The 14,648-nt window shown below is 63.1% G+C and carries 14 protein-coding genes and 1 tRNA gene; 8 read left to right on the top strand and 7 right to left on the bottom strand.

Going from position 1 to position 14,648, the window contains the following annotated elements:
- Positions 1-68 precede the first annotated feature (68 nt).
- Together HUK73_RS11325 and HUK73_RS11320 are read left to right on the top strand one after the other, a co-directional pair.
- Positions 69-144, top strand: a tRNA-Glu gene (locus HUK73_RS11325).
- A 174-nt stretch (positions 145-318) separates the two neighbouring features.
- The gene (locus HUK73_RS11320; protein ID WP_176592932.1) at positions 319-999 is read left to right on the top strand and encodes a peptidylprolyl isomerase; all 681 of its coding nucleotides are present in this window, start codon (positions 319-321) and stop codon (positions 997-999) included.
- Here HUK73_RS11320 and HUK73_RS11315 read toward each other — a convergent pair.
- Entirely contained in the window at positions 996-1,232 is a 237-nt protein-coding gene (locus tag HUK73_RS11315; RefSeq protein WP_176591995.1) for a DUF2061 domain-containing protein, read from the bottom strand. The two genes, HUK73_RS11320 and HUK73_RS11315, sit on opposite strands and share 4 nt — an antisense overlap.
- Before the next feature lie 118 nt (positions 1,233-1,350).
- Between HUK73_RS11315 and HUK73_RS11310 the strand changes: the two genes are divergently transcribed.
- Positions 1,351-2,091 carry a DUF72 domain-containing protein gene (locus HUK73_RS11310; RefSeq protein WP_176591994.1) on the top strand — a complete coding sequence of 247 codons (741 nt, stop codon included), beginning with the start codon at positions 1,351-1,353 and terminating at the stop codon, positions 2,089-2,091.
- A gap of 304 nt (positions 2,092-2,395) precedes the next feature.
- Here HUK73_RS11310 and HUK73_RS11305 read toward each other — a convergent pair whose 3' ends face one another.
- Positions 2,396-2,581, bottom strand: a complete 186-nt coding sequence (locus HUK73_RS11305) for a PspC domain-containing protein (RefSeq protein WP_176591993.1) — start codon at positions 2,579-2,581, stop codon at positions 2,396-2,398.
- 321 nt (positions 2,582-2,902) lie between these two features.
- On the opposite strand from HUK73_RS11305, the gene HUK73_RS11300 reads away from it, so the two are divergent.
- Together HUK73_RS11300 and HUK73_RS11295 are read left to right on the top strand one after the other, a co-directional pair.
- Complete coding sequence (locus HUK73_RS11300) at positions 2,903-3,289, top strand: gamma-glutamylcyclotransferase family protein (RefSeq protein WP_176591992.1); 387 nt, start codon at positions 2,903-2,905, stop codon at positions 3,287-3,289.
- 63 nt (positions 3,290-3,352) lie between these two features.
- Entirely contained in the window at positions 3,353-4,258 is a 906-nt protein-coding gene (locus HUK73_RS11295; RefSeq protein ID WP_176591991.1) for a dienelactone hydrolase family protein, read from the top strand.
- Here HUK73_RS11295 and HUK73_RS11290 read toward each other — a convergent pair whose 3' ends face one another.
- Entirely contained in the window at positions 4,259-4,810 is a 552-nt protein-coding gene (locus HUK73_RS11290; protein ID WP_176591990.1) for a peroxiredoxin, read from the bottom strand. It abuts the gene before it with no gap.
- A 226-nt stretch (positions 4,811-5,036) separates the two neighbouring features.
- Between HUK73_RS11290 and HUK73_RS11285 the strand changes: the two genes are divergently transcribed.
- The 3 genes from HUK73_RS11285 to HUK73_RS11275 all read left to right on the top strand — a co-directional run bounded on the left by HUK73_RS11285 (position 5,037) and on the right by HUK73_RS11275 (position 9,993).
- Positions 5,037-5,519, top strand: a complete 483-nt coding sequence (locus HUK73_RS11285; protein WP_255326258.1) for a hypothetical protein — start codon at positions 5,037-5,039, stop codon at positions 5,517-5,519.
- A gap of 168 nt (positions 5,520-5,687) precedes the next feature.
- Positions 5,688-7,445, top strand: coding sequence for a tetratricopeptide repeat-containing sulfotransferase family protein (locus tag HUK73_RS11280; protein WP_176591988.1), 1,758 nt, complete (start codon positions 5,688-5,690; stop codon positions 7,443-7,445).
- Between the two features lie 187 nt (positions 7,446-7,632).
- Positions 7,633-9,993 (top strand): TonB-dependent receptor, encoded by a 2,361-nt coding sequence (locus HUK73_RS11275; protein ID WP_255326257.1) that lies wholly within the window; start codon positions 7,633-7,635, stop codon positions 9,991-9,993.
- A gap of 12 nt (positions 9,994-10,005) precedes the next feature.
- Here HUK73_RS11275 and HUK73_RS11270 read toward each other — a convergent pair whose 3' ends face one another.
- The 4 genes from HUK73_RS11270 to HUK73_RS11255 are packed head-to-tail and all read right to left on the bottom strand — an operon-like array spanning position 10,006 to position 14,625.
- Positions 10,006-10,437 (bottom strand): DUF488 family protein, encoded by a 432-nt coding sequence (locus HUK73_RS11270; protein WP_176591986.1) that lies wholly within the window; start codon positions 10,435-10,437, stop codon positions 10,006-10,008.
- The gene (locus tag HUK73_RS11265) at positions 10,434-11,813 is read right to left on the bottom strand and encodes an efflux transporter outer membrane subunit (RefSeq protein WP_176591985.1); all 1,380 of its coding nucleotides are present in this window, start codon (positions 11,811-11,813) and stop codon (positions 10,434-10,436) included. Before HUK73_RS11265 ends, HUK73_RS11270 begins: the two co-directional genes overlap by 4 nt.
- Positions 11,810-12,955, bottom strand: coding sequence for an HlyD family secretion protein (locus HUK73_RS11260; protein WP_369805480.1), 1,146 nt, complete (start codon positions 12,953-12,955; stop codon positions 11,810-11,812). The genes HUK73_RS11265 and HUK73_RS11260 overlap by 4 nt, the downstream gene beginning before the upstream one ends.
- Positions 12,952-14,625 (bottom strand): MFS transporter, encoded by a 1,674-nt coding sequence (locus tag HUK73_RS11255; RefSeq protein WP_218036448.1) that lies wholly within the window; start codon positions 14,623-14,625, stop codon positions 12,952-12,954. The genes HUK73_RS11260 and HUK73_RS11255 overlap by 4 nt, the downstream gene beginning before the upstream one ends.
- Between the last annotated feature and the right edge of the window lie 23 nt (positions 14,626-14,648).

Raw genomic sequence — 14,648 nt, 5'->3', positions numbered from 1 at the left:
TGACCGCTGCGAAGCCTCCGCCTAATGCCCGCCTCGCTTCGCAGCGACGCCCACGCGGAACTGCATGTGGCCCCTTCGTCTAGCGGTCTAGGACGCGGCCCTTTCACGGCTGAAACACGGGTTCGATTCCCGTAGGGGTCACCACTTTCTCCACAGGAAAGCGGCGAGAAACCGGGTGCTTAGGCACCCGGTTGCGCCTTGCGCGCGGGCGCGGGATGTCTTTGTTTGCTGTGATTTCCGAGCCGTGAAATGTTCCATTTCACTTGAAATCACTCTAGCTTGAGCGGCCCCCTCTTTCGTGAGCCTGCTCTTTTGCCGATGCGTCCTGTTGTCCTGTCCTGTCTTGCCCTGCTGCTCGTCCTTGTTTCCGGTTCCGCCCTTGCGCAGTCTGCCAACCGGCCGACGACGGGTTACACGCGCGTCGCGATCGAAACGTCGGTCGGCACGATCATTGTCGCGACAGACAACCGCCGCGCGCCGATCACCTCCGCCAATTTCCTCACCTATGTCGATGATGGTCGTTTCGATGGCGTTACCTTCTACCGTGCGGCGCGGCGGAAGAGCGATCCCCGGCTGGGGCTGATTCAGGGCGGGATCGACACGGATGCGCGCAGGTCCCTGCCGCCGATCAGGCATGAGCCGACGACGCAGACCGGTATCAGGCATCTTGATGCGACTCTTTCCATGGCGCGGCCCAACCGCGCCAACTCGGCCATGGGCAATTTCTTCATCACCGTGGGGCCGACACCGAACATGGACGCGCGGGGCGATTATATCGGCTATGCCGCCTTCGGCCATGTGGTCGCGGGGATGGATGTCGTGAAGCGGATTCTCGCCGTCCAGACCTGTTGCGGTGAGGGGCCGATGCGTGGGCAGATGATTATCAAGCCCATCGCGATCATCCGCGCCAAAAGGCTGGATGGCACGCCCCATCCGTCGCGCGGGGTGAAGCCGTGGCTTTTGGGCCTCAACCGTAAATCCCAAGGCACGGCGCGCTAGGCGAAGCCTGGCTGATTGCGCATCCATTCGCGCCCGGCGCCGCGTGGCGGACGGGCGGTGATCTTCTTCCAGGCCCGTTCGTGGAAGAAAAAGGCGACCGCATTGATCATCGGTTCGATCAGAGCAATCCCGCCCGCAATGGCGACCGATCCGGTCAGCAGATAGGCGACCGAAAAGCCCACGGTCAGGTGAATAGCGAGATAAGTGGTGGTTTTGATAAGGTCCAGCGGCACGGTTCCAACTCCTGTCGCGTTTTGATTAAGAGTCGTTCGCAACAACCGCCAATAGCTTTTCCCTCTGGCTCTGATCGTTTTTGCCGATCAGGATGCCGCCCCGGAAGGAGAGTGCGGGATGAGCGGAAAGATCAGGATAGGCATTGGTGGTTGGATTTTCGAACCATGGCGCGGCACCTTCTATCCCGAAGGGCTGCGGCAGAAGGATGAACTGGCCTATGTGGGCGAGCATCTGACCGCGACCGAGATCAACGCCACCTATTACAGCACGCAAAAGCCCACGACCTTCGCAGGCTGGGCCAAGGCGGTGCCCGATGGCTTTCAGTTCGCCGTGAAGGCATCGCGCTTCTGCACCAATCGGCGCGTGCTGGCCGAAGCGGGCGATTCGATCGCGAAATTCGTGAATCAGGGGCTGGTCGAGCTGGGCGATCGTTTGGGGCCGATCCTGTGGCAGTTCATGCCGACCAAGAAATTCGATGCAGAGGATTTCAGCGCCTTCCTGAAACTGTTGCCCGCCAGCGTCGATGGCGTGCCGCTGCGCCATGCACTGGAAGTGCGGCATGAAAGTTTCGACGATCCTGCCTTTTTCGCTCTGGCGCGCGAGACAGGGGTGGCTGTGGTTTATGCCGACCATCCCGAATATCCGGCGCTGCGCGGACATGATGTCGGCTTTTCCTATGCCCGGCTGATGGGGACGGTGGAGGAGGAGCCGACCGGCTATGCGTCCGCAAAAATCGATGACTGGGCCAATATGGCCAAGGATCAGGCGGCGAAGGGTGATGCCTATGTCTTTTTCATCAGCGGCGCGAAGGTGCGGGCGCCCGCTGCGGCGCAGGCCATGATTGTGGCTTTGAGGTAACGGCGTCTGTTGCATTTGCTGCAACTGCGAAATCATCCTTTGCGATTGTTACAATTTCATGCCGGGCGCATAGACCTGTTCGCCAACGAGGCAGTTATAAAAGAACAACTTGCAGGACGAACGATATGCGACACACGGTTCAGGGCGTTGCCCTCATGGTTGCGGTTGGTGCGCAGATGCTGACCTTCTATTCGGTGCTGTTTGCCTGATTGCAACATGCCATGATCTTGCCCGTCATTGACGGGCATGCAAAAAAGCCGCCCCGGACAGGTCCAAGGGCGGCTTTTTTATTGGGCAGGCATTGTCAGCCTTCCGCCAGCCATCCTGCCAGCAGATAGGCGACCACGCCGACCGGGCCCAGCGCGCAAAGGGTCAGCAACACGACGGCAATGCGGATCAGTGTGACATCCATGCCAGTGCGGTTGGAAAGTCCGGCGCACACGCCCATGATCTTTCCGTTGCGACGGTCGAGGGTGAAGCTGTTGTTCATGAATCTGGCCTTCCGGAAAGTTTTGGAATCAGGCGATCGGCGTGATCGGGACGGCAGCGCCGACGAAGAGGCTGGCGACCAGCAATGCACCGGCAAAGGCGACAGCGGCGTTTTGAAGCTTGGCGAACATGTTTGACTCCCTGGAATGTGTGGGGCCGGACCATCCGACCGTGATGCCGGGAAGATTGCAGGAGCCGTGCCAATTTCACTTTCAGGCGGGATTTCGAGACTTTTCATGGAAAACAGGTCAACTTATCCCGTGAAAATTTCCATGATTTGGTGAAATTTGCCGGAAATGTGGAATATTTCCATGAGGCCTTTGTGAGTGAACCGCTTCTCTTTGTTTATGGCACGCTTCGCCCCGGATTCGACGGGCCGGTGGCTGGCTGGTTGAAGCAGGCTGCGCGCCATGTCGGCGGCGCCGTAGCGCTCGGCACGCTTTACCAGGTTGCGGACTATCCCGCCTTCGTGCCCGGCGGAAACGGCGATGTGCTGGGCGATCTTTTTGCGCTTCCCGATGCCGCCGCGATCCTGGCCGTTCTGGATGAGCATGAGGAATGCACCGATCGCTTTCCCCAACCTCATGAATATCGCCGTGAACGGCTGACCGTGCTGGGCGCGGACGGCCCGGTCGAGGCATGGACCTATGTTTATGGCTGGGACATCGACGGACTGACGCGGATCGAAAGCGGCGATTTCCTTGCCTGAGCGGGACTTGCGCTCAATGATCGGCCGGTTAGGCTTGCGACCATGGTGTGAGGAGAGACGCGCATGACCGACACGCAGGATCAACCCGACCGTTTGCCCGAGGATCGCAACTGGATCGAATCCGCCGGTCTCGATCGCCGCAAGCTGCTGATGGGCGGTGCCTTCGCCGCCGGTTTCGCCGCCGCCTGCCACCCTGTCGCCAGCAGCGCCATCCAGACATCCGGCGAAGGGCTGAAGGAGGAAAGGGTGTCGATCAAGGCCAGCGATGGCTTTGTCATGCCAGCCTTCGTCGCCCGGCCCGCCGCTGCCAAGGTCGCGCCGATCATCGTCGTGGTACATGAGATTTTCGGCGTTCATGAATGGATTCGCGACATGTGCCGCCGCTTCGCCAAGGCGGGCTATTATGCCATCGCGCCGGACCTGTTCGCACGCCATGGGGACGCGACCAAAATCGCGGATTTCAAGCAACTGGTCGCCACCATCGTGTCCAAGGCGCCCGACGCGCAGGTCCTGAAGGACATTGATAGCAGCTTCGGCTGGGCGGCCAGCCATGGCGGCGACGGCGATCGGCGTGGCATCACCGGCTTTTGCTGGGGCGGGCGGATCGTCTGGCTCTATGCCGCGCACAGTGTGCAACTGGACGCAGGCGTCGCCTTTTATGGCCGCATCGTCAGCGAAAAGACCGATTTGCAGCCGTTCAGCGTCATCGATCAGGTGAGCGCGCTCAAGGCGCCGGTGCTCGGCCAATATGGCGCGCTCGACAAGGGGATTCCGGTCGCGGACGTCGACAGGATGAAGGCGGCGCTGAAAGTCGCGGGTAAGGCGCCGCCGGATGCGATCATCGTCTATCCCGGCGCCGACCATGGCTTCATGGCGGATTACCGCCCCAGCTATCATGAAGCCGCCGCCAAGGCCGCCTGGCAGGCGGCGCTCGGCTGGTTCGACAAATATGTGAAGAAGGCGAAATAGCTATTTCTGCTGCATCGCCTGCACGGCGGCCAGCGTACTCTTCACATGGCCGGCATAGTTCATCTCGCTATGGACGAAGGCTATGCGCCCGCTGGGCGCGATGACATAGGAGGTGCGGTCGGTCATGCCCGGCCGCATCTTCAGCGCGACATCATAGCCCGACACGATATCGGGACCGGCCGAGGCCACCGCGAACTTGCCCGCGCATTCCTTGGTGGAAAAGGCGACCAGATCGTCCACGGGATCGCCCGACATGCCGATCACGGTTGCACCAGCCTTCTTGAAATCCTCGATATGCTCGGCGAACTCGCGTGCTTCGGCGGAACAGCCGGGCGTGAACGCCTTGGGGAAGAAATAGAGCACCACCGGCCCGCGCTTCAACTGATGCGACAGGGTGAGGGTGAAGGTTTTGCCCGCCAGCGCCCCGCGCGTGGTGAAGTCGGGGGCTTTCGCGCCCACGGCCAGCGCCGCCATGGCGGTCCCCGATCCAAGCGCGGTCAGGGTCGCGGCGGTCAGCATGCGGGTAAGAGCAAGTTTCGTGCTTTTCATCATCGGCTTCCTCTTCGTTCGGACCATGGATGCGGGCGAAGCGGCCCGCCTCCTATTGATTCCATTCGGCCTTGGTGATGACCGCAACCGTCCCGGCGCGCAAAAGAAAATTCCACCCATTTGCGATATGGGCATGGCATATCTCCCCGGCCAACAAGGGAGTATAGCAGGAATGGACCGACAGAGCGCGATGGCCGGAACCCCTTGGCGAGACGCCGGTTTTTCTTCCATGCGTGCAATGATTCTCCTGCCGCTGCTGCTTCTTGCCGCCTGTGGTGACAGGAAGGACGAGCAGTCCGGCGTCGTGACCAACATCGTCGATCAGGCGTCGCCGGGAAGTAATCAGGCGTCAGAGGACGAAAATGCCATCCGCACCGTCGAACCCGCCTCGGACATCCCGCCATCGCAGCCGGTCGGCCCGATCATTCCGGCGAGCGTTCAGGGGCGATGGACCGGACTGGATGAAAGCTGCGCCGATCGCGCTGCCGATCTGAAGTTGACGATCACGCCCACCAGTCTGGTTTTCCTGGAAAGCGAGGGCCGGGCGACCCGCATATCTCATGGCCCGGATGGCCGGATCGGCATCGATGCGGCCTTCACCGGGGAAGGGCAGAGCTGGAAAAGGAAGCTCGAACTGCGGCCTTCGGCGGGCGGCCGGGAACTGATCGTGATCGATGACGGTCGGGCGGTGACGCGCAAGCGGTGCGGCTAGAGCGATTTCCAAGCAATCGAAATCGATTGCTGGTTAAGAAATCGCGGTAAAACAATAAAATAGAGCGGTTGATCTGATCCAATCAGATCGAAAACCGCTCTAGAACAAGATTCCGCCGATTGCCCGGCCCATATTGCTAAGGCGCGCGCAGCTTGACATGCTGGGCCTATGGGGGACGAAGTGCATCATTCGATCCGGCAATTGCTTGCGCAGGATGCTGGGCAGGCGTTGGATCGCTGCGCGGACATGCTGCGCCGTGATCCCGCCGACGCCGAGGCGCATCGGCTGGCCGCCCGCGCCTTGCGCGCCCTCAGGCGGGATGCCGAAGCGGAGCGGCATGAACTTGCCGCGATCGATGCGGCCGCCGGCGACGAGATGTTGCAGCAGGCCGCCGTCGCATTGCTCGACAATCGACTGCATCTGGCCGAGCCGATATTGCGCCAGCGGCTGAAGGATAATCCCTTCGATGTCGCGGCGATCCGCATGCTGGCGGAACTGGCCGGGCGGATCGGGCGCAATGCCGATGCGGAAAAGCTGCTGCGCCGCGCGCTGGAACTGGCGCCCGGTTTTACCGCTGCCCGCGCCAATCTGGCGACGGCGCTGCATCGTCAGAACAAGACGGCGGAGGCGCTGGAGCAACTGGACCGGCTGCAGGACCGGGCCAATCCCGCTTTTGCCAATCTGCGCGCGGCGGTGCTCGGGCGGCTGGGCGATTTCGACGAAGCCATCGCGCTCTATGAGGATATTGTGCGCCGGGGCACGGGGCAGCCGAAGATCTGGATGAGCTATGGCCATGCGCTCAAGACGGTGGGCCGCACGGCGGACAGCATTGCCGCCTATCGCCGCGCGACCGCGCTCCGCCCCGCCTTTGGCGAGGCGTGGTGGAGCATCGCCAATCTGAAGACGGCGCCCTTTGATGCCGCCGACATTGCTGCCATGGAACAGGCGCTTCATGACGCGCAGGCAAGCGCTGAGGATCGTCTCCACCTGCATTTCGCGTTGGGCAAAGCGATGAGCGACCGGGGCGACGCCGAGCCCGCCTTTGCCCATTATGCACAGGCGAACCGGCTGCGTCGTGCCGCCCAGCCCTATGAGGCAGCGCGTACCAGCCGGGCGGTGGATGCGGCGCTCGATCTCTTCACGCCCGATTTCTTCGCGGCGCGGCAGGGAATGGGGTGCCCGGCGCCCGATCCGATCTTCATCATCGGCCTGCCGCGTGCCGGTTCCACGCTGATCGAGCAGATTCTTTCCAGCCACAGCCAGGTCGAAGGGACGATGGAGCTGCCGGACCTGCCCGCTTTGGTAGCGGAGTTGCGGCAGGAGGGCGACTGGCCCGCCATGCTTGCCTCCCTCGACGCCGCCCGCCTGCGCGCCTTGGGCGAAGCCTATATCGAGCGCACCCGCATCCAGCGCCGAGAAGGGCGGCCCTTCTTCATCGACAAGCTGCCCAATAACTGGCTGCATGTGGGCCTGATCCACCTCATTCTGCCGAATGCGCGGATCATCGACGCGCGCCGTCATCCGCTCGATTGCGGCTATTCCAATTTCCGCCAGCATTTCGCGCGGGGGCAGGAATTCAGCTATGATCTGGGCGATATCGGCCATTATTATGCCGATTATGTCCGGCTGATGGCGCATTTCGACGCCGTGTTGCCGGGGCAGGTGCGTCGCGTCGTGCATGAACGGTTGCTCGACGACCCGGAAGCCGAGGTGCGCGCATTGCTGACCGCACTCCATCTGCCGTTTGAGGATGCCTGCCTCCAGTTCCATGAAAACCGCCGCGCCGTGCGTACCGCCAGCAGCGAGCAGGTTCGTCGCCCGATCAATCGCGATGGCGAAGGCCAATGGCGCGCGGTTGAAACGCAGCTTCAACCCCTGATCGCTACCCTCGGTCCGGTATTGCAAAGCTATCCCGACGCGCCCTGACCGTGACTTTCTGGTTACAATAGTTCGAAAAAAATCATGGTTGCTGAGACGCAACGTTTTTTCGTTGCGTCCGTCCGCAACATAAATGACACTTCCCCCAGAAACTCGTGCACCTGTGGGGAGGTAGCCGATGTCAGGTCGCGTTCGCTTGATTGAGTTTTCGTCTGCATTGTTGGCCTCCACGGCCATGGCATTTCCAGCATTTGCACAAGAGGCTGCGCAGCCCGCCGGACGTGACGACACGGTGATCGTCGTCACCGCCCAGCGCCGGGAAGAGCGGTTGCAGGATGTGCCGATCAGCATCAACGCGCTGGGTCAGGCCAAGCTGGAGCAGGCCAATGCCAAGGCGCTGGACGATTATGCGAAGCTGTTGCCGAGCGTATCCATCCAGTCCTTCGGCCCCAGTCAGGCGCAGGTCTTCTTCCGTGGCGTCGCCACCGGATCGGGCGGTCCGCCGCTGCACATCGGGCCGCTGCCGACCAGCAGCACCTATGTCGATGAAATTCCGGTCACGACGATCGGCGGTATGGTCGACGTGCATCTCTACGACGTTGCGCGGATCGAGGCGCTGGCCGGGCCGCAGGGCACGCTGTTCGGCGCCAGCTCGCTTTCGGGCACGCTGCGCATCATCACCAACCGCCCGGAACTGGGCAAGACGACCGGCAGCATCGACCTGCAGGTCAACAAGTTCAGCAAGGGCGATTTCGGCGGATCGGCGGAAGGCTATATCAACCTGCCGATCAGCGATAATGCCGCGCTCCGGGTCGTGGGCTTCTACGATCGGACGGGTGGCTATATCGACAATATTCCGGGCACCCGGACCTTCACGCTGGATGACGGCAATCCGGCGACTGAACTTACGGTCCACAATACTGACAAGCCCGGTCTGGTCAAAAACGATTATAACGACGTCGAAACCTGGGGCGGCCGTGCCGCGCTGCGCATCGATCTGGACGATAATTGGACGGTCACGCCGCAATTTTTCTACCAGAGCCAGATCGCCCATGGCGGCTTCTTCTATGATCCGACCAAGGGCTATCTGAACGTCACGGACTATCTGCCCAGCCGCAACAAGGACCGCTGGTGGCAGGCGGCGCTCACCATTCAGGGCAAGCTCAGCGATTGGGATGTCACCTATTCGGGCGGTTATTTCGAACGCAAGGTCGATAATATCGCCGATTATTCCTATTATTCCGTCGCCTATGACAGCTATACATTTGTCGATGACAATGGCGTGGTGCAGCCGGGCTTCGCCACCTATTTCCCGGACGCCAACGGCAAACCCATCGATCCGACGCAGACCTCGCACCAGTTCGACAAATATACCAAGCTGACCCAGGAATTGCGGGTGAATTCGCCTACGGACAAGCCTTTCCGGCTGACCGCAGGCATGTTCATGCAGATTCAGACCGACAAGATCGGGGCTGATTACCAGACCGTGGGCATCGGTTCGATCCCTACGCCGATCTGGCTCACTCCCTTCGGCACGACCGACACGGTGTTCCTCACGCGCGTCAAGCGCAAGGACCGTGACTATGCGATGTTCGCGCAGAGCGAATATGACATCGTGCCCAATGTCACGCTGATCGCGGGCATTCGTGGTTATATCGCGGATAACACCATTTACGGCTTTTCCGGCACCAACAGCGCCGGCAATACCGATCCCGCCATCTGTTTCCCCACCAGCGTTCCGGATGTTCCCTGCGCCAATGTGCACAAGAAACAGGTCGAAACCGGGGTGATCTGGCGCGGCGGCATCAAATGGCAGGTGACGTCTGATGTCATGCTCTATGGCACGGTATCGCGCGGCTACCGGCCGGGCGGCAACAACCGGCGGCCGGGGGTCAATCCGTTCAAATCGGACAAGCTCGACAATTTCGAACTGGGCTGGAAGACCCATTTCGGGCGAATCTATTTCAACGGCGCGGCCTTCTACCAGAAATGGCGGGACCTTCAGTTCGGGCTGGTGCCGGTGGGTCAGAATGGCGTCACCAACACCTATAATGCGGGCAATGCGCGCATCTATGGCGTGGAAGGCGATGTGTCGGCACGCTTTGGCGGCCTCTCGCTGTCGGCCAGCGCCACCTATGTCGATGCGCAACTGACCAGCGACTTCTGTCAGGTCGATCCCGTCACCAAGAATATCGTCTGCATCCCCGGCACCCCGCCCGCCGCCGCCAAGGGCACGCGCTTGCCCGTCATGCCCCGCTTCAAGGGGACGGCGACGGCGCGCTACGAATGGCCGGTGGGGCCGGCGACGGCCTTCGTGCAGGGATCGGCGACGCATCAGGGCGGCACGCGGACCTTCCTGACCGATGCCGACTATGCGGCGGTCGGACCGACCAGGCCCTTCACCACCGCCGATTTCTCGATCGGCACGCATTGGGACCATATGCGGATCGAGGCGTTCATCCAGAATGCCTTCAACAGCCATGGGGCCTTGGGCAAGAACACCATTTGCGCGACCGAAATCTGCGGCATCTATGCGCGTGTCTATCCAACCAAGCCGCAATTTTTCGGGCTGAAATTCGGCTATGATTTCGAATGAGGGCTTAGCGATTTAAGGCATCAGGTCCACCCGCTCCGCATCCGGCATGATCGCGTCCAGCAACAGGGAGCGGTGACAGGTCGCCGCGTCCCGTTCGAAACACAGCACCGCCACGGGTTGCTCCTGCGCCATTTCCACGAGTTGCGCCGCCTGCACCATCGCCTCGGGCAGTTCGAGCTGGCCTGCATAGATTTCCGCCAGCCGCTGATGCTGCCCCTTGCGCGCCGCCTCGCGCCCGGCGGCGGGCGTGCCCAGCGCTTTCAGCCCGACATAGTCGATCCCCGCCTCGCGCAGTCCGGCGGCAAGGATATTCTTGGAAAAGCCCGGACGACGGGAGAGGGGAACCGCGCGCACATCGGCCAGCAACGTCACGCCCGCCTTTTGCAGCGCCGCGATCACCTCTGTCTGCGTCGCGCCTTCATAGCCGATAGTGAAGATTTTCATGATCCCTCCCAGCCGCCGCCCAGCACCTGATACAGCGTGACGAGCGCGTTCAACTGATCCGCGCGCAACTGCACCAGCCCAAGATCGGCGGAGAGCAAGGCGCGCTGCGCATCCAATTGCTCCAGATAGCCGCTATAACCCGCCTGATAGCGATTGGTCGCATGGCGCAGCGCATCGGCGATGGCCAGCCGCTGCGCTTCCGCCACGGCGCGCTGGCGCGACAGGCTGGCGACATTGGCCAACGCGTCCTCCACCTCGCGAAAGGCGGTGAGGACCGTCTTCCGATAGGCAAAGGCGGCCTGATCGCGCCGCGCCGTCGCCGCATCGGCATTGGCGCGCAACCGCCCGCCCTCGAACAGCGGCGCCAATATGCTGCCGCCCAGCGACCAGATGGAGAGGGTGTCGGGCAGCGCGCTGTTGTACACCGCCCCCATCGAAGCGGACAGGCGCAGCGTCGGCAGGAATTGCTTGCGTGCCGCCGCCAGCGAACTGTCGGACGCCGCCAGCGCATATTCCGACTGCGCAATGTCGGGCCGATGCCGCAGCAGGTCCGACGGCAGGCCCGCATCGGGCAAGGGCGGCGTGGTCAGCCTGGCCAGCGATGTTCCGCGCTCGATCGGCCCCGGAACGTCCCCGATCAGCAGCCGCAGGCCATTTTCCGCCCGCGCAATGGCAAGGTCGACCTGCGGCAGGATCAGCGCCGCCGCCTGATATTCGGATTCCGCCTGCCGCAGTTCGAGCTGAGAGGTATAGCCCGCCTCGGCCCGCGACCGCGCCAGCCGCAGCGCCTCGGATCGTGACTGGATCGTCTGCAGCACCACCTCGCGCCGGGCATCCAGCCCCAGCAGCGTTACATAGCCCGCCGCCGCCGCCGCCGCGATGCTGAGTTGCGCCGAATCCCGCGCCGCCCGACTCGCCAGCCATGAACTGCGCGCCGCCGACAGTTGATCGTCGATGCGACCGAACAGGTCGACCTCATAAGCGGTCTGCACCGTGGGCTGGGCCGATGTGCTTTCGGTCGAGGTGCCGAACGCGCTGACCGACCGGCTTTGGGATGCCGCCACGCTGGCATCCACGCTGGGGAAAAGCGCAGCCCGCGCCAGATTGACCTGCGCGCGCGCCTCCCGCACCCGTGCCACGGCAATGGCGATGTCGACATTGTGCGCCAGCGCCGCCTCGACGATCCACGTCAGCGCCGGATCGCCGAAATGCCGCCACCAGCCCGCGTCGACCGCCGCCGTCCCCGGCAAGGCGTCGCGCCAGCCATCCGGTGCCTTTACCGCCGTTTCGGGCGGCGCGGCCTCATGCGCCGGAACGCAGCCGCCAAGGGGCGCGACCCCTATCGTGAGGCCCAGCAGGACGCCCGCGCGCCTCATTGTGACCGCGGCTCCGGCCCGCCGGTCGTATCCACCCAGGCCTCCACCGACATGCCCGGCCGCAACCGCGCATAGAGCGGATCGCCGCGATCCACCGCGATCCGCACGGTGATGCGTTGCGGCACCTTGACGAAATTGCCGGTGGCATTGTCGGACTTGATGACCTGAAACTCATTGCCCGTCGCGGGGGCCAGCCGTTCGACCTTGCCCCGGATTTCCGCATGAGCCAGCGCATCGACGCGCATCCGCGCGGGCTGTCCCGGCGCCATGCGCGCGGTCTGCGCCTCCTTGTAATTGGCGGCCACCCAGATGACCGGCGGCACCAGGAAGGTGAGCTGCGTGCCCGCCGTCACATATTGGCCCAGCCGCACGCCGACCTCGCCCAGCCGCCCGTCCTGCGGCGCGCGGATGATCGTATTGGCCAGGTCGATTTCAGCCAGTTCCAGCGCTGCCTTCGCCGCCTCGACCCCGGCGCGCAGCCCGCCGCGCCCGACCGTTACGGTGCGCACCTGTTCCCGCGCGACGCTGCGCTGCGCCTGCGCCTGTAAAACCGCCGCTTCGGCCTGTTTCAACGCGGCGAGCGTCTGGTCGCGTTCACGGATCGACACCGACCCTTCGCCAACCAACTCGTTCACCCGCCGCATGTCCGCCTGCGCCCGCGCCAGTTGCGCTTTGGCGTTGACCACGCTGGCATGCTGTCCACCCAGTTGCGCTTCGCTGGACCGCTGACTCTGCTCGCTATTGTCCAGATTGGCGATCTGCGCCGCGACCTGCGCCTTTGCCTGATCCACCCGCTGGCGATAGATGCGGTCGTCGATCCGGGCGAGCACCTGTCCTTTCCTGACCCTTTCATAATCCTGCACCGTGACCTCGACCACATAACCGCTGACCTGCGGCGCGATCACCGTCGTCTGGCCGCGCACATAGGCATTGTCGGTGGTCTGCACGATGGAGGAAAAGGGCGGCAGGTCCCAGGCGTAAAGGATCAGCAGGATGCCGGCGACGATGAAGGCCAGCGTCAGGATCGTCTCCCTGCGGCCCGCCCTGGGTGGAGCCCATCCTCTTTTCGGCGGTTCGGCGGCGGGCGCTTCCTTCGGCACCTCGACCGGGTCCTGCAACCTTTTGTCCTGCATTTCCGTCATGATGCGGCCTTGTTCCTCATCGCAGCCAGGGCCGCCAGTTCCTTGCCAAGGGGCGTGATCCCCATCCATTTGAAATAGCACCACCGCGCCAGAAGGTAGAGGAGGGCCAGCGTCGCCAGCCCCCCCACAAGCGCGAACACATCGTTGAAAGCCAGAATATTCGCCTCCCGCGCGACCTGCTGGCCCAGCAGGATATTGCCCTCCGCCTGCCGCAGCGCCGGATCGCCCAGGGTTCGCGCATAGGCGCCGCCCAGCTGTTGCAGCCGCAACGCCGCCTGCGGATCGATCGGCAGGATCGATTGCGCCAACATTTCGGAATGGAAGCGTTCGCGAATGATCTGGAAACTCCCCAACAGGGCCGCGCCACCCAGTCCGCCCAGTTGCTGCGATATGCTGAACACAGCCGAAAAGCTGACAAGATGGCTTGGTCCTCTGGCCAGCGCCTGCAACAGGCCACCCATCATCGCCGGTCCCAGAAAATAGATGGCGGCAAAGGCGATCATCACCTGCGTCGCATAAAGCTGCGCCGGGCGCGTCAGGTTGCTGGCGTCCATGTCCATGAAGGCGGCCGCCGCGATCAGGCCGCAACTGATGATGACCGGCCGCAACAGGTCCATCGGGTTAAGCGTCAACAGGCTCGTCGCCAGCCCCGCGACCGTCGCCAGCGTCATGATGGCGTAGAAGGTGACGAGTTGGTCCTGCCCCATGCCGACCAGGTTCAACAGCCCGCTTGCGCCGTAATTCTGTTCCGACAGCAGCACGCGCATGCTGGCCGCGATAATGGCGAAGCGGATGATCGCTCCGCTGCCCATCCAGCGTGTGTTGAGCAAGGGATTGGCCCGGTTATGCTCCACGATCATCGCGGCGCCGACCAGCAGCAGCGACCCGGCCAGCGCATGGCCCAGCCAGGGCGTGGGCCACCAGATGATCCGGCCCTGCGCGAGTACCGCGCAGAGCAGCGCCATGCCCGGCGCAAAGAGCGCGAACGTCAGGAAGTCCAGCGATTCGAATGCCTCGATCCGCTCACTGGGCGGCAGGCGCAGGATCGATACGCCCGCCAGACACAGCAGCGTCAGCCCCAGTTCGAACAGGAACAGATTCTGCACGTCGCCATGGATCAGCAGGGCAGGGGAGATCGCCCGCGCCAGCGGCAATGCGATCTGCGACATGCCTACGCCCAGAACCAGTCCGCCCAGCCGTTTCGCCGCCGGCATCGATTGCGACATGTAGAAGAGGCAGAGCGTCGACAGTCCACTCGCCACGATGCCGCCCGCCCCGCGCACGATCAACTCGAACCCATAGCTGTGGACGAAGATCTGCGACAGGTTGAGCGCCAGGAACCCGGCCAGCACGAAACGGGTGAAGCGCTGGATGCCGAATTGCTGGCGGAATTTGATGAGCAGCAGGCTCATGCAGACATTGGTCATCGAATAGGCGGCGGTCAGCCAGCCGCCCTCGACATTGGTGAGGCCCAGCGCCCCCTGGATCTGCGGCAGATTCGCGGTCAGCAGCCCGTTGATGAAGCCGCCCGTCAGCCCCAGCAGCGTGCCGATCAGGAAATAGCCGATCCGTCGCGGCGTCGGGTGATCGGGTGTCGCGGGCGATCCCGGCATCAGCGGCCGCTCATGCGGCGCGAACCGATAGTCCGGCGATCCTTCCCCTATGCTCAAGCCGCCTCCTCAAGCCGCAGATA

This window comes from Sphingobium sp. EM0848 (assembly GCF_013375555.1).
GTDB lineage: Bacteria > Pseudomonadota > Alphaproteobacteria > Sphingomonadales > Sphingomonadaceae > Sphingobium.
Note: the sequence above shows the minus strand (reverse complement) of the source record. Positions and strands in the feature narration are given on the sequence as shown.